General features: G+C 52.7%; 11 protein-coding genes. 6 read left to right on the top strand and 5 right to left on the bottom strand.

What is annotated here, in order from left to right; genetic code table 11:
* Positions 1-89: 89 nt before the first annotated feature.
* The 3 genes from NE473_RS22680 to NE473_RS22690 form a co-directional block, all read right to left on the bottom strand.
* Positions 90-3,458, bottom strand: a complete 3,369-nt coding sequence (locus NE473_RS22680; protein WP_055651230.1) for a leucine-rich repeat protein — start codon at positions 3,456-3,458, stop codon at positions 90-92.
* A gap of 1,023 nt (positions 3,459-4,481) precedes the next feature.
* A complete protein-coding gene (locus NE473_RS22685) occupies positions 4,482-5,021 on the bottom strand; it encodes a methylated-DNA--[protein]-cysteine S-methyltransferase (RefSeq protein WP_022030762.1) in 540 nt (179 codons plus the stop codon).
* 13 nt (positions 5,022-5,034) lie between these two features.
* On the bottom strand, positions 5,035-6,015 hold the full coding sequence (locus tag NE473_RS22690; RefSeq protein ID WP_055651232.1) for a Gfo/Idh/MocA family protein: 981 nt from the start codon (positions 6,013-6,015) through the stop codon (positions 5,035-5,037).
* A gap of 621 nt (positions 6,016-6,636) precedes the next feature.
* On the opposite strand from NE473_RS22690, the gene NE473_RS22695 reads away from it, so the two are divergent.
* From NE473_RS22695 to NE473_RS22715, 6 genes are all read left to right on the top strand, one after another.
* Positions 6,637-7,263, top strand: a complete 627-nt coding sequence (locus NE473_RS22695) for a response regulator transcription factor (protein WP_055651233.1) — start codon at positions 6,637-6,639, stop codon at positions 7,261-7,263.
* A gap of 4 nt (positions 7,264-7,267) precedes the next feature.
* The gene (locus tag NE473_RS22700) at positions 7,268-8,440 is read left to right on the top strand and encodes a histidine kinase N-terminal 7TM domain-containing protein (protein ID WP_055651234.1); all 1,173 of its coding nucleotides are present in this window, start codon (positions 7,268-7,270) and stop codon (positions 8,438-8,440) included.
* Positions 8,430-9,434, top strand: a complete 1,005-nt coding sequence (locus NE473_RS22705) for a sensor histidine kinase (protein WP_055651235.1) — start codon at positions 8,430-8,432, stop codon at positions 9,432-9,434. Before NE473_RS22700 ends, NE473_RS22705 begins: the two co-directional genes overlap by 11 nt.
* A 117-nt stretch (positions 9,435-9,551) precedes the next feature.
* Positions 9,552-13,742, top strand: coding sequence for a leucine-rich repeat protein (locus NE473_RS22710; protein ID WP_256265391.1), 4,191 nt, complete (start codon positions 9,552-9,554; stop codon positions 13,740-13,742).
* 400 nt (positions 13,743-14,142) lie between these two features.
* Positions 14,143-14,430, top strand: coding sequence for an HIT family protein (locus NE473_RS33210; protein ID WP_207643654.1), 288 nt, complete (start codon positions 14,143-14,145; stop codon positions 14,428-14,430).
* A gap of 40 nt (positions 14,431-14,470) precedes the next feature.
* Positions 14,471-14,917 (top strand): hypothetical protein, encoded by a 447-nt coding sequence (locus NE473_RS22715; protein WP_055651237.1) that lies wholly within the window; start codon positions 14,471-14,473, stop codon positions 14,915-14,917.
* Between the two features lie 332 nt (positions 14,918-15,249).
* On the opposite strand, the gene NE473_RS22720 is transcribed toward NE473_RS22715, so the two are convergent.
* Positions 15,250-16,875 carry a glycoside hydrolase family 13 protein gene (locus NE473_RS22720; RefSeq protein WP_055651257.1) on the bottom strand — a complete coding sequence of 542 codons (1,626 nt, stop codon included), beginning with the start codon at positions 16,873-16,875 and terminating at the stop codon, positions 15,250-15,252.
* Positions 16,876-16,937: 62 nt separating this feature from the next.
* On the bottom strand, positions 16,938-19,196 hold the full coding sequence (locus tag NE473_RS22725) for a glycogen/starch/alpha-glucan phosphorylase (protein ID WP_055651258.1): 2,259 nt from the start codon (positions 19,194-19,196) through the stop codon (positions 16,938-16,940).
* Positions 19,197-19,210 lie beyond the last annotated feature (14 nt).

Raw genomic sequence — 19,210 nt, forward strand, 5'->3', positions numbered from 1 at the left:
GGCATTACCCCTCCGTTTTGTTCGAATCCGTTTTGTTCGAATATATTGAGTTGTCGATTTGATATTTTCCTCTGCATTTGGAGTTCCTTCTACTGCTGCATGGCTCCTCTTGTTCCATCCGGTTCCGGGTTAAAGTAGTATTGTTTCCCGTCAATCACCTTTTGGCCGACCGCCATGGCGCCGCTTGTATCCAGGTAAAACCATGCCTGGTATATGGGGTCAAAGTGCCAGCCCGTCGCCATCGCTCCTTCTTTTAAACCGTTTTTGGTCTTACTGTCTTCTTCCCGGCACAGATAATACCACTGATTGTTGATAAACTGCCAGCCGGTGAGCATCCGTCCTTCCCCGTCAAAATAGTACCACAGGCCGTCAACCATGCCCCATCGGCTGACTGCGTAAGCGCCGCCTGTCTGGCGGAATTTCCAGATTCCTGTCTCTGTCCTCTCCCAGGTTCCACGCAGGATGTCGGGGTTCACTGCATTGCTGCCATAATCTTCGCCATCATTGCTTCCCGATGGACGGCCGACAGGTATGTAGCTGTAACCCCTGGCTCGAATCGTTCCCGCTCCGCCTGCACCACCTTTGCTGTTTCCTTTGGAGAGCAGCAGCGTAAAGGCAAAGCTTCCATCCATTCCGTCCGGCCTGTCGGATGTCCCCTCTGATGCGGGTGTAAAAGCGGTAATCTTCAGTTCTCCCACTGTCACCCCAGTATCGCCAAAGCCAGGAATCGCTTCAATCGCCTCCAAAAGCCTGCCTTTCACCGCTGTCTCAGCCCCTGCTGACTCCTGTTCTGTGGTATAAATCTGGCTTTCAATCATCTTCTTTGCGGACTCTATGTCTTCCTGATCCTCCTGATACTCCACACGGCAGCCGGAGGCATCGCCTTCCACCCTGTCGTTCTTTCCGATAATCAGGGTGCCGGAGCCGGAAAGGGATCCATTGATGATCAGAGTGCCTTCCGCAAATATCGTTCCATTCACTACCAGGTTTCCATCAACGGTCAATTTTCCATCCACCGTCAGAATACCCCCGCTCGGAACGGTGATAACCGCCTCCGTGCCAATCCGCCTGTCTCCGGTGACTGTCGTGTCCTGCTTTATCGTGGCGACTGCTCCGTCCGGTACATCCTCTTTCCCATCCCAGGAGGTGTCGGCTATGGTATCCTGATTCAGATAAGTATTGATAAGAAGCTGAACCCGTGGCGAGTCGGTGGATAGAGGCAGCGCCTCCGAAAATGCCTGTGTGCCCAGTTTTTGCACATTCGGACCAAGATGAGCCGAATCCAGACCGTCACAGCCATAAAATGCCATTTCACCAATTTCAGTGATCGGTTTTGGAAGCTGAAGTGCGCCGGTAAAGCCGCTGCAATTAAAAAAGCTGTAACCTCCGATGTAATTTACCTCCGCCGGAAGCTGAAGTGTACCGGTAAAGCTGCTGCAGTTATAAAAGCTGGATTCTTCGATGTAAGTTATTCCCGCCGGAAGCTGCAAACTTCCAGTAAAACCGCAATCCAGGAACACAGCACCCCCGATATATGTCAATGTATCCGGAAGAGACAAGGCACCGGTGAAGCCACATTTGAAAAATCCGTAGTCTTCTAATCTTGTCAGCTTCCCTTCTATGGTCAAATCTCCAGTAAAACCTGCCGAATCAAAAGCTCCGAGTCCCATATAAGACACGCTCACAGGGATGGTTAAATCACCGGTAAAACGATTCTCATGAAATGCGTTCTCTCCAATGCTTACCAGTGTATTCGGGAGATGAAGCGAACCTGTTATCTCCTTGTGATAAAACGCCGAAGAACCGATCTGGGTTACGGAATACGTCGTTCCTGACGCCAGGTCCGTAACTTTGTCCGGAATAGAAATGTCCGTATCAGAGTTTCCTTTATAGCCGGTTAACGCCACCGTGTCACTTCCAATCACTTGATACTCCATATCCCCGTCTTGGAAACCTGAAACTGAGGGCGGCTGAATGTGGTGATAAGTCTGATTTCCAACCTTGATTTTGCTTTCGTCAACACCTGAAGCATAAAGCAGGTCGGCTATCTCCTGCTTCGTGGTGTCAAAACCGTCAAAACCAGTGTTATAGAACGCATGATGCTCAATGCTGGTAATTCCATCCGGGATACTCAGCCTGCCCGTAAGTTTACTGCAGTCTTTAAATGCATCGGGGCCAATAATCGTTAATCCATCTGGCAAAACCAGCTCACCCGTAAATCCGCACTTATAAAAACTCTCTCTGCCTATTTCTTTCAATTTGTTTGGCAGAGTCAATGTCCCCGTAAAGCTGTTATCAGAAAATGTATAAGAATCGATAATGGTCACTCCGTCCGGTATGATCAAGTCTCCTGTAAAGTTACAGTGGTAAAATGCAAACCAGCCAATATAGTTTAATTTCTCCGGCAAAATCAACTGTCCGGAAAATGTAGTGTTCATAAATGCACCAGCCCCAATGCGAGTAAGTGTTTGTGGCAGGACCAGCTGACCTGTAAATCCACATTCATAGAATGCGTCTTCCCCTATTGTAACCAATGAATCCGAGAGGGTCAGTTCTCCTGTAAAATGGCATCCCTCAAAAGCGCCGTCTCCAATCTCGGTCACCGTATCCGGAATCACTAAATCTCCCGTCAGAGCGGAACAGTCCAGAAATGCATTGCGCCCAATGCTGGCTACCTGGTATTCCCTGCCGTTGGAAGGCTTTCGCACTTTGTCCGGGATAACCAGTGTCTCCACTGGCTTTTCCCCATCATATCCTATGAGCTGTACCGTGTCGGGTCCAAGCTCCTTATACCTCAGACCGTCTATGGTAAATCTGTCGTTGATGGTATTTACCATGGCTCCGCCCAGTGTCACCAGCACGGATATGGGTGGCTCACAGACATAACCTTCCGGCAGCTCTGCGATAAATTCATATTCACCGGTAAACGGCCATTCCCCATCCTCGTCCTGCTGATACTCCGGACAGCTCCAGTCAGCTATGGGAAGCGTCACTTCATCCGCCTCCTCAATCTCCGCTCTCACCTGTTCCGGCAGCATGGAGACAACCGTGTCGAAATCCGCCCTGTTCTCCGGGCTTACGCCAATCAGAGACAGTTCGCCTCCACTTAAGTTTTCGTCATCAACGAACTCCCATCGAACCACCATTTTCTCAGTGTTTTCGTATTCCGGCTGTTTTCCATCTGTCAGGTTTTCGTGGGAAGGAATTTCCGTGGAAGGGATTTCCGTGGAGGGGATTTCATCGTCCTTCGGCGTGTCGTCAGGCTTGAGAGCGTCCTCATCCTTCTGCTCCGCATCCGAAGGCGTGGCATATCCTGTCTTCTTTCCAATATACTCGTCACCACCCAATAAGTGGTCTGCTGGTACCATGCTATCCGCCCACGTCATCACAGCAGGCTGAGTGCTAATCAGCAAAACAGCCAGCAGCGCGGATATCACCCGTGTGTATTTCCTTTTCATCGCGTTACTCCTCCTTTTCTATCATGTGGTACTCGGTTCTCCTTTTGTACCGTACTTCCCTCTGGCCGACCACCATGGCCCCCTCTGCCCCAGCGGTTTTTTGCATAGGAACCGCCTGTCATCTTAAACAGCCATATGCCCGTAACGGTCTGTTCCCAGTTACCGTGTAGATCTCCGCCGCCCAGCGGTATCATTTTCCTTATCATATCGCAGAGGTTCTTTTTAAAGCCTGCTATAGCGTGCCGGATCCCGTACCGGGTGATTGCTGTCCCCGATCGGATCCGTCCATTCTTTGATAAAACCTTCCGCCGCGCAAAAAAATCCTGGTAGTCTTCATAACTCAGATTCTTACTTTCCTGCTTTGTTATCATTACCTCCTTTTCCGGGGCTGCCTGTAACAGCACGATTCCCTGTATCCTCATTTCTTTAAATCCCTGCCAACATGAACAAATCTGTTCATATTCCCTGAAACGACGAAATGCGAACGCGTTCTCACGCATTCGCATTTCCTTTATCTTGTAACCATATTATATCATTGCAGAGCGGCGTCTGCAAGCAAAACCGGCTTTGGAGCTTCGGGTAAAAATTCTAACGAATTAAAACCACCGGTCACAGAGCCGGAAAAGGCACAGTATCCTGAGTGCTCCAGTAAAGAGGAAGGCAACCGCATACTGGACAAGCTGCTGGCGGCGGAGAAGACTGTTACTGATCCGGAAGCGGACAGGGACAGCTTGATGACCTATGTCAATACTTTAGACAAAAGAAGTTGAAAGATTACGCCACCTTTTTTAGTTCCTCATCCCCCTTCTGCTGAGGCGTCATGTAATTGACAGCGCTGTGAAGAATGATCCCTTTGGTTTCTTTTACATTCAGACAGGCATTGAAGCGTATCCTGTGTCCATAAAGCCGAACAAGATCGTCTTTCGCATGCTGACTCGATTATATTCCGGCTGTCCCATCTTGTGTAAGGGTTCTGGCTTAAGATACTTATTTATTTCAATCTCCTCCATGATTCTGTCAAGTTCAGAGTGCGCTCCCCCTAGCCGGAACAAACAGTGAAGACATGTCCACGCCTTCCAGCTCCAGCAGTTTTATCTTCGTATCAATTCCGCCGGCGTATCCCGTCAGACTTCCATTCGCTCCCACAACACGGTGGCACGGGATAATGATCGAGATGGGATTGTGCCCGACTGCACCGCCCACCGCCTGTCCCGACATGGTGGGCCTGTTTAATTTCACCGCCATTCGTTTCGCGATGTCGCCATAGGTCATCACACTGCCGTACGGAATTCCGCAGAGAATCTCCCATACCATCTGCCGGAACTCTCCTCCCACGGGAGCAAGCGGCAGCTCCGAAGCCGACGGTTTCTCTCCCGCAAAATACCGTTCCAGCCACCGTTTTGCAGCGTCAAAGACCGGAATATCCTCTTTTTCCGTCATACTGCCGGCAATGGCGCCGCCATGATACTTCTGCCCTTCCAGCCACAGGCCGGCCAGCTTCTCTCCGTCGGATGCCAGGGTGATAACCCCCACAGGAGACGGACACGTCGTCGAATAATACATGGAAATCTCCTCCTTACTTTCGATCGGCCGGGAAGATAATCCCCGCCTGGCGTCTCGCCTCATCCATCACGCGCAGTTCCATCAGAGACGCTTCATTCTCTTCCTGAATGCCTTCCCCGGTCTCGATCATGCGAAGCCAGTCATTGACCTCTCCCTCCAGGGTGTGATTCGGCGGCAGGTCGATCACCGTTTCTGCATTCCCATTTCTGTCATGGAACACCACGCTGCAGATATTCGTTATATTGTCGATCACCAGAGTCCCGTCTTCTCCCTGAATCTGGCTTGGAAGGCGGTTGTTGGTGATTTTGGAGTATAGGAGTTCCGCCTGCATGCCATCGTAGGAGGCCAGGATGGTACCCGCGCCTTCCACACCGTTGGAGAGAAGCAGGGAATCCGCGATAATTTTCTTCGGCATTCCAAACAGCCGTACCAGCGGATGGACGCAGTAGACGCCGATGTCCATCAGCGCACCGTTGGAAAAGGCCGGATTGAATGCATTTTCAATGATTCCTTCTTTAAATTTATCGTATCGTGAGGAATACTTCGCATACTGGAAGCTGATTCTCCGGATGGTCCCCGCCATCGGAAGTACCTCCTTCAAACGCCGAAACCCTTCCTCGTGAACCGACCGCATGGCTTCCATCAGGACTGTGCCGTTCTCTCCGGCCAGCCGGATCAGTTCCTTAAGCTCCGCTTCGTTGGAGGTTATGGTCTTCTCGCAGAGTACGTGTTTTCCGTGGGACAGCATCAGCGCCGCCTGTTCGTAGTGCAGGCTGTTGGGGCTGGCGATATAGACTGCGTCCACGTCCTTCGCTTCCGCTGCCTCCATTAAATCCGTACACCACCGCCCTGCTCCGTGTTTCTCACAGAACGCCTCTGCCGTCTCCCTGTTTCTGGAGTAAACCAGACTGCAGGTGATCCCGTCACACGCCTGGACCGCCTTCATAAACCAGTCTGCCACAAAATTGGTTCCTATGGTTGCACATCGTATCATACGTCAATTCCTCCTGCCATTTCTATTCATTCATTATATCGAATGAGATGGACAATTGCAATGCGAACGGATGATAATAACCGTACAACCAGGATAAACGCATCAATTATCCACCTCTGCCTATTAGCTTTTCACTCTATTTCTGCAGGAATTTCACTTTAAGAAAATTAAAAGGCCAGGCAACGCATGGCAGAAATGTTCTGCTATCCAGCCAGAAACGTCCGGTAGTGATGGACGTTTAGACTGCCCACAGGCCCGTCTCTGAGCCTTTTCTGAAAACGGAGACCAGAGACCGTGATAGTTTGAATCTTTATATCGGACGGTTTCGCGCCAGCGAAAACCGGACGATGGGCCTGTGTATTAACACAGGTATTGCTTGCCACTATTATCACGAGGGCGGGATAACTTTTACCTCTTTGGATAGTGGGTACCGGATACTATCAGCGAAACAACTCCCTTTAAGGTTGGGATAATCAAAAGATCGGTATAACCACTACTTTGGGGACGGAATATAATATCCCCGCCCGGCGGCAGTCAGGCACAAAGTTGTCACGCGTGACAACTTAAATCGGGCATATTTAATGGTTTATGGTATGATAAATAAATAGGAGGTGAGAAGATATGACTCATAGAATCAAGGTCGCCCTGGCCGAGGACGGTGACGCCCTGCGGCGCTCCCTGGCCGACAGTCTGCGGGAGCAGCCGGACATACGGGTACTGGGCGAAGCGGCGGACGGTGAGGAACTGGTGGCCCTGTGCAGGGAGACACCGCCGGACGTGGCGGTGGTGGATATCCGTATGCCGGGCATGGACGGCGTCGCAGCCTGCAAAATCCTCCGGTCGGAACTGCCGGAAGTCAGACTGCTGATCCTCACCACCTTCGACGATGATGAATACCTGCGGGAGCTGTTCGGCCTGGGCGTGGACGGCTATCTGCTGAAAACCGGCAGCCCGCCCCGTCTGGCCGAGGCGGTACGCGGTGTTTACAACGGCCTCGGTGCGGTGGACGCAGGTGTCAGCCGCAAGCTGGGCAGCCTGCTGAACGCGCCGAAAAAGCCGGGTACAGGCCCCCTCACAGAGACGGAGCTGCGGGCGGCCCGCCTCATTGCAGAGGGCAAATACAACAAGGAGATTGCCGTGGAGCTGGGTATAACCTACGGCCGGACACGGAACCTGGTTTCCGCCGTCTACCGCAAATTAGGGGCGGTAGACCGGGAGGATTTGATCGCCAGGCTGGAAAAGGAGTGACAAAATGAGTGGATGGATGGGCTTTCAATGGATACTGCTCCTTCTGGCGGCACCTGCCGCCGGGTATTTCCTGCGCGCCCGGAAGCAGGGGCGGACGCAGACCGCCTACTGCATTATCCTCATCTTCGGCTATCTCTGGGCGCTGGGCCAGCACCTTGAAAACTCCATCTATCTCTATCAGCCGGAGGAAAATACCTACCGGGCGGCGCTGTACCTCTGTTACCTGGGCATGTGCGTTTTGGGCCCGGCCTGCGTGTATCTCAGCTGGTGCTACAGCGGAAAGTACAGGTTCTATCGTGACAAGGTCAGGACTGCCGCCCTGTTCGGTACAGGCACTTTATTTTATCTCGCTATCCTCACCAACGACCTGCACCATTTATACTACACCCGGTTCAGCCTCGCCGGGCGGGGCTACGGCCTGCTGTTCTACCCCTTCACCCTGCTGTCCTATGGGTGCTTTGTCTATGCCTATCTTACTATGCAGCGGGTAAAATGGGACGCCGAGGACCGCTCCACCTGGCTGCTCCTGCTCTGCTTCGGTCCGCCGGTTGCCGCCAACACCTGGGGAATGTTCGTGCGCAATCCCGCGTTGGACTTCACCCCCGCCGCCTACTGCGTCATGGTCATCGGGGCCTACTTAATCGTGTGGTATCACCGCCCGCTCTGCCTTGCACCTATTGCGGCAAAGAATGTGCTTGATAACATGGCCCATCCGGTAGGGGTGGAGGATTCCACAGGCCGGACGCTGTATCACAACGGCGTGGCCGAGCAGCCGGAACGGGCTTACCGGACCACACGCTCCGGCCTGGAGGACGGGAACACGCTGGTCATGCTGACCGACGTCACCTGGTATCAGGAATTACAGACGGAGTTAGAGGCGCAGAACGCCAGTCTGAAGGCTGCCCGCAGGGAGCTGGCTGAACAGACGGACGCGCTGGAGCGGCAGGCCCGGACCGCCTCGGAGCTTGCGGCCCAGCAGGAGCGCATGAAGATTATGTCACTTCTGGATACGGAGGTACGCGGCATTCTGGAACAGCTGCGGGACAATACGGAAGAGGCTGTTTCCCTGCCGGAACCGGAACGTCTGGAACGGGGAAGGAATCTGTCGTCACAGGCGCTGGAGATCGTGCGGCGCATTGTCCGGGAAATAAGGGGAGGGATTGAGCATGGACTATGAACGGTATCTGCACCACATCGACCAGCCGGTGGTTATTCTGGATAAGCTGTATCAGGTACTGCTGATGAACGCGGCCTTTGAAGCCCTGTTCCCCAGGGTGGAGCGTTCGGAGAACCTCCGTGCCTTCACCGTGGATTACCCGGCCCTGTCGTCCCTGCTTGCCGGTGGGGAGGGTCAGATGCCCGTGGAGCACGGCGGCAGACACTACAACGCCCACATCTCCTTTGCCCGGTATGGGAAAAACCAGCGGCCGCTGGCCCGGTGTATCCTTTTGACCGACGTGACGGATACGGTAGAACTTCTGGCCGAGACAAAGCGGCAGAGCGAACTGCTGCGGGAGGCCAACGCGCGGATTGCCCGGCAAAATGACGAACTTAGGGAGAACCTCCGCATAGAGCGGGAAGCCGCCGCGCTGCGGGAGCAGGCCCTGCTGCTGCGGGATATCCACGACACGCTGGGCCATACCCTGACCATGATTGCCGCCCACCATAATCTGGCCCTCAGCGCCCTGCCTGATGTGGAGGCGGCGCGGACGGAGCTGCGGGAGGCCCTGCGGTTTACCGGCATCAGCATCGCATCGCTGGAATCCGCAGGGGACTACTCCAGCGGCAGCTTCGCAGCCTTCCTTTACCGCTTCCGTGATTCGATGGCGCGGGTGGGACTGGAGATTGTGCCGGAGATTTCCGGGGAAGAAACGGCAGAACACCAATACATGTACGCGGACCTGGTACGCATCTGCCAGGAGGCCGCCACCAACGCCATCAAACACGGCAGCGCCACCCGTCTGACCGTATCATACACGGTTGGCGGCGATAAGGTGGGCCTGCTGATCCGTGACAACGGGCGGACAACAAAGCCCACGGGCAAAGGCTATGGGCTGAGAAGCATGGACGAACGGGTCAACAACCTGTTCGGGGATTTCGCTTATGGCAAGATGGAGGACGGCGGATTCTTTGTCCAGGTAGACGCGCCGCTGATCCGGGAAGAAAAATGATGGAGCTGTTCAAGCGGGCAAAGGGATTGGAATGGGGTATCCCCCATTCCTGCAGCTCTTGCAGAGCTACGGGAAACGCCCCGGTCTGTCCGCTAAAAAATAATAGGAGGGAACCATATGAGGAACAGGAAAAACACACGCGTCCTTTCCCTGCTGCTGTGCGCCGCCCTGCTGGCGGGACAGTTAGGGACGACGGTTTATGCGGAAGGGTCATCACTAGAATACCGGGGGGTATGTGAACACCACCCGGAACATACCGAAGCGTGCGGGTACATGGAGGTCAAGCCGGGCCAGCCATGCCAGCACGAGCATACCAAGGACTGTTACACTAACGAGCTGATCTGTGGTTTTGACGATGAGTACACACCCACCGCCACGGACAGCGATGCGTCTGCCGTACATGAACACACCCATGAGTGCTATGCGCTGGATTGCCCCCATGAGCGCGGGGAGCATGACGATACCTGCGGATATGTGGAGGACGTGCCGGAGAGTCCCTGCACCCACTCCTGCGAATTGTGCGACCCGCAGGATAAGGGGAATGGCGGCGAAGCCGACAGAGAGGACGGCCTGGACCACAGCGACCCCACGTTAGAAACTTCTGAACAAAATGAGCAGACGACAGTGGCAAATGACGGGCTTATGCCGCCAGTCGCCACCATGTCCAATGCCGCGTCTATCAACGATGACGGTTATTCCTTTGAAAATGGCACATTGACCATCACCACCAACGCCGGAACGACGGCATGGTGGGGCTCCATAGAGGAAACCGCCGTGATTAAAATTGTGGTGAAAGATGGCGTGACCAAGATCCAGAGCAATGCGTTTCACGGCTGCGAGAACCTTACACAGGCCGAGCTCCCCAGCAGTGTGACTTCTATCGGGCTCAATGCGTTTCGGAACTGCGGCAACCTTGGGTTGACTGAGCTCCCCAGCGGTGTGACCGAAATCGGGCAATACGCGTTTTTGGGCTGCACCAGCCTTGCGCTGACCGAGCTCCCCAGCGGTATGACCTCTATCGGGGATAAGGTGTTTCAGAACTGCGGCAACCTTGCGCTGGAAAAGCTCCCCGACAAAGTGACCTCTATCGGGGACTATGCGTTTGACGGCTGCAAAAGCCTTGCGCTGGAGAAGCTCCCCGACAACGTGACCTCTATTGGGGACTATGCGTTTTCCGACTGCGAAAGCCTTGCGCTAGAGAAGCTCCCCGAAAAAGTGACCTCTATCGGGGAGTATGCGTTTTCCGGCTGCGGCAACCTTGCGCTGAGGTCGCTCCCCAGCGATTGGACCTTTATCAAGTACGGGGCGTTTTCCAGCTGCGAGAACCTTGCGCTGACCGAGCTCCCCGACAAAGTGACCGCTATCGAAAGCTGTGTGTTTGACGGCTGCAAGAACCTTGCGCTGGAGAAGCTACCCAGCGATTTGAAATCTATCGGGGCCCTGGCGTTTAGAGGCTGCGAGAACCTTGCGCTGAAAGAGCTTCCCAGCAGTTTGACCTATATCGGGGGCCTGGCGTTTTCCGGCTGCACCGGCCTGACCTCGCTGACCATCCCTATATCCAAAGCGCCGACTTTAGCAAGTGACACCTTTGATAAGATCCCCAACCTCACCACTATTTTTGTGCCCGCAGGAGCCACTGGGTATAATGAGGGTTGGTGGAGCTTTTATGCCGACAAACTGGTATTTGGCGCAGCCCTCGAAAGCCTGACCATCAGCGACGGCGACCTCGACCCCGATTTCTTCGCCGGGCGGGAGAGCTATGCCGTTTCCGTCCCCAACAGCACGACGAGTGTAAAAGTCACCCCCACCGCCCACGGCACGGGAACTATCACAGTAAACGACATCGGCATTGACAGCGGCGATACTTCGGGGGAGATTACGCTGGAGGCTGGCAAGGCGAATGGGATTAAAATTGTTGTTGAAAATAGTTCCACAGACAGCCGCACCTATACCGTTACGGTGACGCGGGCAGCAGACCCAGCCTCTTCCATCGAGGTCAACAGAAAATCCCTGAATTTCGGCACTGTCAATGTGGGCTATGAAGTGGGCAAAGACGCAGATGACCCGGACCCGCGCAGGCGGAGCGTGGTCGTGACGAATGCGGGCAGTCAAGATGTGACCCTCACCCCGCTCACGTTACCCCAGTTCACGGCCTATGAGCTGGCAGAGCTATCCAAGCTGGAGTTAAGGCCGGGCGAAATTGCTGACTTTCTCATCTATCCCAAAACCGGCCTTCCAACGGGTACATACAAGGAACAACTCACAATCAACGGCACAGGGGGCGCAAAAGCCACGGTCGATTTACAGTTTATCGTGACGGACAAGCCAACCTACACCGTGACAGTAACCGGCGGCACGAGCAACGGAACCATCTTCCAGGAGGGCGACCCCGTCACCATCACGGCCACCGTACCCAGCGGCAAGCAGTTTATCGGCTGGACGATAAACCCGGACAACGTGACTTTCACCCAGGGCGGTAAAGACACCGAAACGGCCACGTTTACCATGCCAAACCAGGTGGTCACGGCTACGGCCAATTTTACAGATATACCCACCACCTACACCGTGATGGTAACCGGCGGCACGAGCAGCGGAACCATCTTCCAGGAGGGTGAACCCGTCACCATCACGGCCGCCGTACCCAGCGGCAAGCAGTTTACCGGCTGGACGATAAACCCGGACAACGTGATTTTCACCCAAGGCGGTAAAGACACTGAAACGGCCACGTTTACCATGCCCAATCAGGCGGTCACGGCCACGGCCAATTTTAAGAATAGCTCACCCAGCGGCGGCGGTTCCGGCTCCAGTGATTCCTCTGTCACAATCACGCCCCCGCAGCAGCCCCAGCCTGACAGCCCCGTGCTGGCTGTAATCAAAGCGCCCGTTACGGTAACGGACGGCGCAGCCACCGGGACGGCAAACGATGTGGACACATCGGAGGGAATTATCAAGGCCCTGAACACGGCCAAACAAAAGAGCCGGGAGAAATACGGGACTGCGATACAGTATGACGCAGCCACGGCCACAGCCTACAACGGCTTTTCCATCACCCTCAAACGGGCCACCCTTGACCGTCTCCTTGACCCGAATAATAACTTGAAATACCTGACCCTCAACACGTCCATTATGGATATGACCTTTGGACTGGCCGAGCTGACCGAGATAGCCCGCCAGACCAGCGGGGACGTGACCTTCACGGCGACCAGAGTGACCGGCCTGACCGGGGACAGCCTTTCCGCTATCAGTACCCGCCCGGCCTATGACTTGAAAATCAGTTACCAGAAGGACGGCCAGACAGTTTATTTGTCCAGCGTGGGCAGCGTGTCCGTGGGCATCGCCTACACCCCCGCTGAAACCGAGCAGGCCGGTGGTCTGTACCTCGTCTATGCGGACGGGAAGGGCGGCGCGGAATGGCTCTACCGTTCCAGCTACGACAAGGGCAGCGGAAACGTGATTGGCTCCATCAATCATTTTTCCATCTACGGCGTGGGATACAGGCCCGCACCGATTTTCACCGACACTGTGAACCATTGGGCGAAAAGTGACATTGATTTTGTCGCCAGCCGGAACCTTCTGACCGGCTCCGGAGACGCCGCATTCAGCCCGGATTCCACCATTACACGGGGCATGTTCGTAACGGTGTTAGGACGGCTGGCCGGTATCGACCCGGCAGCCTATCCTTCCTCCAGCCGGTTTTCCGACATTCCTGCAACGGCCTATTATGCTCCCTTCGTGGAGTGGGCGGTTTCCAAAGAGATTGTGAACGGCACCGGGGCGGCTTCCTTTGAACCTGACCGGCCCGTGACCCGCGAGGAAATGGCGGTCATCATGCAACGGTACGCTGGGAAACTGGGATACACCCTGCCCAAAGAGCGGGAAGCGGAGATCTTCGCAGACAACGCCACGATTACCAGCGACATGAAGGACGCGGTACAGGCGATGCAGCAGGCAGGCGTAATGAACGGCAAGGGCGGCAGGTTGTTCGCCCCGCAGGACACCGCCACCCGTGCCGAGGCAGCCGCTGTCCTGCGGCGCTTTGTGGAGATCGTTATTGACCGCGATACCGCCGGGGGCTGGGCGCAAAACGACACCGGGAGCAGGCTGTACTACGAGAACCACAGGCCCGTTACCGGCTGGAAGCAGGTTGAAGGCACATGGTACTACTTCGATGCTGCGGGCCTCATGCAGTCAGGAGGCTGGAGACAAATCGGCGGAAAATGGTATTACTTCTATGCGGACGGCTCCATGGCGGCCAATACCGAGATTGACGGCTACCAGATCGGCCCGGACGGAGCCAGGAACTTCTAACTACACTGTAACATAAAGCCAGAAAGCCGTCGTTTTACCGTCAGGTAACGGCGGCTTTCCGGCCTTTGCCAAGGAAAGGAGGGCATCACGTCATGGAGAAATGGATACTGGCTGTGGGCTGAGAACTGGAAACTTATTGTAAATACAGTTTAAGAAATGTTACAACCTATTTTATCAGTTATCCATAATATACTTGTGGTGGTATTTACAGGAATGTGGTATTATCAAAATACTATTAAAGTTAAAGAACTGACGACTATTTCACAGGAGATCAATCACAGATGGACTGCATATTTTGTAAAATAGCACGCGGAGAGATTCAAGGACTTAGGGTATATGAAAACGAACATACTTTGGCAATAATGGATACAGCAATGGACGTTGACGGTCATATTCTAATATACCCAAAACACACGTAACAAACATATTAGACTGCGATGAAAAGCTTTTAAATAAAGTATTTCTTACAGTGAAGAAAGTATCCAATCACCTTGTAGATAACTGTGGATATAACGGTGTGTATTTGCTGTGTGCAAATGGTGAAGCTGCGGGACAGTCATTACCTCATTTTTATATTCATATAATTCACAGACGAAGCGGGGATGGGTTAGGTGAGCAAGGTGAGTGGCCCAATTTCCCGGGTACATCTAAGAATATAATGGATGTATATCAGGAACTGCGAATCTGAATACTGTTTTTTTATCTGAGCAGGAGAGAATGGAGGAAAAATGTCAGACTATATCGTTAAGGTTATTCCAACAGATCCATTTCGACACATTGAGCAGTCAACATTCGAAAAAACGTGTAAGCTGCTCCAAACAAAACTAAAGGCAGATAGTATTACGGTGCGGACATATGACAAACCGGCCTTTATTGATTGCGGTTCCAATTTAGTGAAAATACAATGTCCAAAATGTGGTGCAATCATTGATTTTGGCTGGTGGGGTGAGACAATGGATAATGCTTTAACGGGAGAACAGCAATCTTTAGATATCATTGTACCTTGCTGCGGTTGCAAGACTACTCTGAATGATCTACATTATCATTTTGAATGTGGTTTTGCGTGTTTCGAACTTGACATCATGAACCCACAAACTTATATTGACGGACAGACCATAGAATACATACAAGCGCAATTAGGTGTGCCGATAAAAACAATTCATTCACACTTGTAATATTAAAACAGATGCCGAAATCCAGAATCACGCCCTTCTGCCTACACTGCCCCAACCCCCTGTGTTCCTGGAACTGATACGTGCATGCACCCAAATCTTTTTATGCAGGCTGTTTTTCCAAAGGACCGGTACTTTCCCTCCTCACCATTTCTGTTCGTTAACAGCACACCACCAAGTTCGTTTCCCATATCAGCGGCGTTCACCAGGGTTGTGCAGTTCAGCTCATCATACAGGCAAGAAAAAAACGCCCTGTCCCGGTGCCTCCCCTGCAGTCTTTCTCCGCAGGTTCAGCCGCCGGGCCAAAGCGTTTTTTCCTTAAAATAGAATTTCTCTTAAATCAGAATCATCCGCGCCTCATACGGCCTCAGAATCTCCTCATTCTCCACCTCCTGGTAATTGCACAGGAGCCGTTTTTTCCCTTCCCACATCTCCTTTAAAGGACACTCTATTTCACTGCCAAAGAAATTGCAGAGTACTAACAGACGGACGCCCTCCCATTCTCTCACGTATGCAAAAATATTCGGATCGTCCTCCAGAAGCAGCCGGAAGCTTCCATGTACAAAGACCGGATACTCTTTCCTCAATTGGATCAGCCTCTTATAATAATGGAAGACCGACCAGGGGTCTGCCGCTTCCGTTTCCGCATTGATCTCCCTGTAATTATCGTTAATGCGGATCCATGGCGTTCCTGTCGTGAATCCGGCTCCCTCGCCGCCGCTCCACTGCATCGGTGTCCTGGCATTGTCCCGTCCTTTGGCGTGGATCGACCGCATGATCTCTTCCTCGGAATATCCGGCTTCCAGACGTTCCTCATACATATGAAGCGTCTCAATATCGCGGTACTCTCCGATCTCATAGTCCGTGTTCGTCATGCCCAGTTCCTCACCCTGGTAGATATAAGGCGTTCCCTGCATACCATGGAGAACCGTAGCCAGCATCTTAGCGGACTCCACGCGGTATTCCTTATCATTGCCCCACCTCGATACGATCCTCGGCAGATCATGATTATCCCAAAAGAGGCTGTTCCAGCCGCTTCCCTGCAGTTCACACTGCCATTTGTTCAAAACTTCCTTGAGTTTTACAAACGGTAGGGGGGCCAGATCCCATTTCTCCCTGCCCGGTACGGAATCCAGCATAATGTGTTCGAACTGGAACACCATGGAGAACTCGCTTCCATCAGGCGCGCTGTAGAGCTTTGCACGCTCCGTATCGGCGCCCCAGCACTCGCCTACGGTGACGATATCGCCCTTCTGAAATGTCTCGCGGCTCAGTTCGCGGATAAATTCATGAAGACGGGGTCCATTGCCCGTAATCTTTATGTCCGGTTCCTTTGCGATCTGATCGATGACATCCAAACGGAAACCGCCCACGCCTTTCTCCATCCACCAGCGGATCATGTCATAGATTTCTCTGCGTACGGCTTCATTTTCCCAGTTCAAATCCGGCTGCCTGACGGAGAACTGGTGAAAATAATACTGGGACAGTTCCGGTACCCACTCCCATGCCGGGCCGCCAAAGCAGGCTCTCATGTCATTGGGTAAGACGCCCTCCTCACCGTCGCGCCAGACGTAGTAGTCATGGTAGGGATTATCCCTGCTCTTCTTCGCTTCTAAAAACCACCGGTGTTCATCCGACGTATGGTTTAAGACCAGGTCCATAATGATCTTAATCCCATGCTCTCCCGCTTCCTTAATCAGGCGTTCCATATCCAGGAGACTTCCGAACAGCGGGTCGATATCCTGGTAATCCGAGATATCATACCCGTTGTCGTCCTGAGGCGACTTGCACACAGGTGAAAGCCAGACGGCGTCGATCCCCAGTTCCTCCAGATAATCCAGTTTTTCTATGATTCCGTTCAAATCTCCGATTCCGTCGCCGTCGCTGTCCTTAAAGCTTCTGGGATAAATCTGATAGATCACCGATGTTTTCCACCATTTCTGTCCGTTTCTCTCTTCCATTTTCATTCCCTTTCCTCCAGCGTCTGATCCGGCCCTGACCAGTGCCCAGGGGACCGTCCTGTTTACAGGTGCCAGATATCCCGATTATATTCTTCAATGGTTCTGTCAGAGGAGAAATATCCCGCCTTCGCAATATTAATCAGAGACTTGCGGGCCCAGGCACGCTCATCCTCGTAATCTGCCAGCATCTGCTCTTTCACTGCGATATATTCCCTCAGATCGAGAAGCGTCATAAACCAGTCCTTGGAAACCAGTTCTTTGTAAAGTCTTCCCAGATTTACCGGATCGCCGGTTAAGATCATCTTCTTGCTGATGATAAAGTCCACCAGTTCCTCCACCAGGCTGTCGCTCTCATAAATCTTTCTGGAACAGTAGCCGCTGGTATCGTAGAGCCTGATCACCTCATCGGAGGACTTTCCGAAAATATAGATATTCTCGTCGCCCACCAGCTGATGAATCTCCACGTTGGCTCCATCCTCGGTTCCCAGGGTCACCGCGCCGTTTAACATAAACTTCATGTTGCCGGTTCCGGACGCCTCCTTGGAAGCCAGGGAAATCTGCTCGGAAATGTCGCAGGCCGGGATCAGCTTCGCAGCCTTGCTCACATTGTAATTCTCCACCATAACAACTTTTAAATACGGACTCACTTCCGGATCGCTGTCGATTAACTCCTGCAGACAGAGAATCAAATGGATTATATCCTTGGCTATCGTATAGGCCGGAGCCGCCTTTGCGCCGAAGATCATGGTAACCGGACGCTTCGGCAGATTGCCCTTCTTGATCTCCAGATACTTATAAACAGCGTAAAGTGCGTTCATCTGCTGGCGCTTGTACTCATGGAGACGCTTCACCTGAATATCGTAGACAGAATTCTCGTCGATCTCGATTCCCTGTGTGTTCTTCAAATACTTCTTTAAGTCCAGCTTGGCATTCTGCTTAATCTGGCGGAGACGGTCCAGAACTGCCTCGTCATCCTGATATGCAAGGAGTTTTTCCAGTTCTTCCGCGTGAATCTTAAAGCCGGATCCGATCAGCTCCTCGATATAGGAAGACAGTTCATGGTTGCAGTGCAGCAGCCATCTGCGGAATGTAATTCCGTTCGTCTTATTATTGAATTTTTCCGGGTAAATATCGTAAAACGGCTTTAACTCTGACTCCTCAAGAATCTCCGTATGAAGAGCCGCAACACCGTTGACGCTCTGTCCGTAATGGATATCGATATGAGCCATATGAACGCGCTCCTGTGCGTCGATGATATAGACTTTCTCATCGTGGAAATCGCGTCTCACCCTCTTATCCAGTTCCCGGATAATCGGCATCAGCTGCGGAACCACCTTTTCCAAATAGGAAGCAGGCCATTTTTCCAGGGCCTCTGCCAGAATCGTGTGGTTGGTGTACGCACACGTTTTTCTCACCACATCGATGGCTGTGTCGATGTTAAAGCCTCTTGCCATCAGAAGGCGAACCAGTTCCGGGATCACCATGGTCGGATGGGTATCGTTGATCTGGATTACTACATGCTCATGGAGATGGTACAGATCAAATCCACGCTCTTCCGTCTCCTTTAAAATCAGCTGAGCCGCGTTGCTTACCATAAAATACTGCTGATAGATACGCAGAAGCTGTCCCTTTTCGTCGCTGTCATCCGGATAGAGGAAGAGAGTCAGCCCACGCCGGATATCTTCTTTATCGAACTCGATTCCGTCATGGATGATGGATTCGTCCACCGAGTCTAAATCGAATAAATGGAGGGAATTCTTTCCGCCTTCGTAACCCGGCACGTCGATGTCATACATGGTGGAGGTTACCGTAAGATCCTTAAACGGCACCTCGAAGTGAACATCCGTCCTCGTCAGCCAGTCGTCCCCGGTCATCCACGGATTCTTTTCCTCCCTCTGTTTATGATCCGCAAAGGTCTGTTTAAAGAGGCCGTCATGGTAATTTAAACCCACGCCGTCGCCCGGCAGCTTCAGCGTCGCAATGGAATCAAGGAAGCAGGCCGCCAGTCTTCCAAGGCCGCCGTTTCCCAGTGACGGTTCCAGTTCCGCCTCCTCAATATCTGCAATATCGATACCGTGCTTCTTTAAAACTTCCGCCGTCTCATCAAAAAGTCCGAGATTGATCAAATTGTTGGAGAGCAGCTTTCCGATCAAAAATTCTGCCGAAATATAGTAGAGTTTCCTGCTTCCCGTATTTGGGGTGAGATCCTTCATTTTCCCCTTTACAATGGTAAGAAGCGCATGGTAAATTTCCTCCATGCAGGCCTCCTCAATCGTTTTTCCAAATCTTTCGCCGAGAACTTTATTTAATTCCTGTTCCATCATCATCGATTCTC

The organism is Hungatella sp. SL.1.14 (assembly GCF_024460495.1).
In the GTDB taxonomy this organism is placed as follows: Bacteria; Bacillota; Clostridia; order Lachnospirales; family Lachnospiraceae; genus Hungatella; species Hungatella hathewayi.

Bases quoted from the DNA above. Each gene is read 5' to 3' on its own strand.
- NE473_RS22705 (WP_055651235.1), top strand. From the start codon at position 8,430: ATGGACTATGAACGGTATCTGCACCACATCGACCAGCCGGTGGTTATT.
- NE473_RS22700 (WP_055651234.1), top strand. From the start codon at position 7,268: ATGAGTGGATGGATGGGCTTTCAATGGATACTGCTCCTTCTGGCGGCA.
- NE473_RS22695 (WP_055651233.1), top strand. From the start codon at position 6,637: ATGACTCATAGAATCAAGGTCGCCCTGGCCGAGGACGGTGACGCCCTG.
- NE473_RS22710 (WP_256265391.1), top strand. From the start codon at position 9,552: ATGAGGAACAGGAAAAACACACGCGTCCTTTCCCTGCTGCTGTGCGCC.
- NE473_RS22720 (WP_055651257.1), bottom strand. From the start codon at position 16,875: ATGGAAGAGAGAAACGGACAGAAATGGTGGAAAACATCGGTGATCTAT.
- NE473_RS22690 (WP_055651232.1), bottom strand. From the start codon at position 6,015: ATGATACGATGTGCAACCATAGGAACCAATTTTGTGGCAGACTGGTTT.
- NE473_RS22715 (WP_055651237.1), top strand. From the start codon at position 14,471: ATGTCAGACTATATCGTTAAGGTTATTCCAACAGATCCATTTCGACAC.
- NE473_RS22680 (WP_055651230.1), bottom strand. From the start codon at position 3,458: ATGAAAAGGAAATACACACGGGTGATATCCGCGCTGCTGGCTGTTTTG.
- NE473_RS22725 (WP_055651258.1), bottom strand. From the start codon at position 19,196: ATGGAACAGGAATTAAATAAAGTTCTCGGCGAAAGATTTGGAAAAACG.
- NE473_RS22685 (WP_022030762.1), bottom strand. From the start codon at position 5,021: ATGTATTATTCGACGACGTGTCCGTCTCCTGTGGGGGTTATCACCCTG.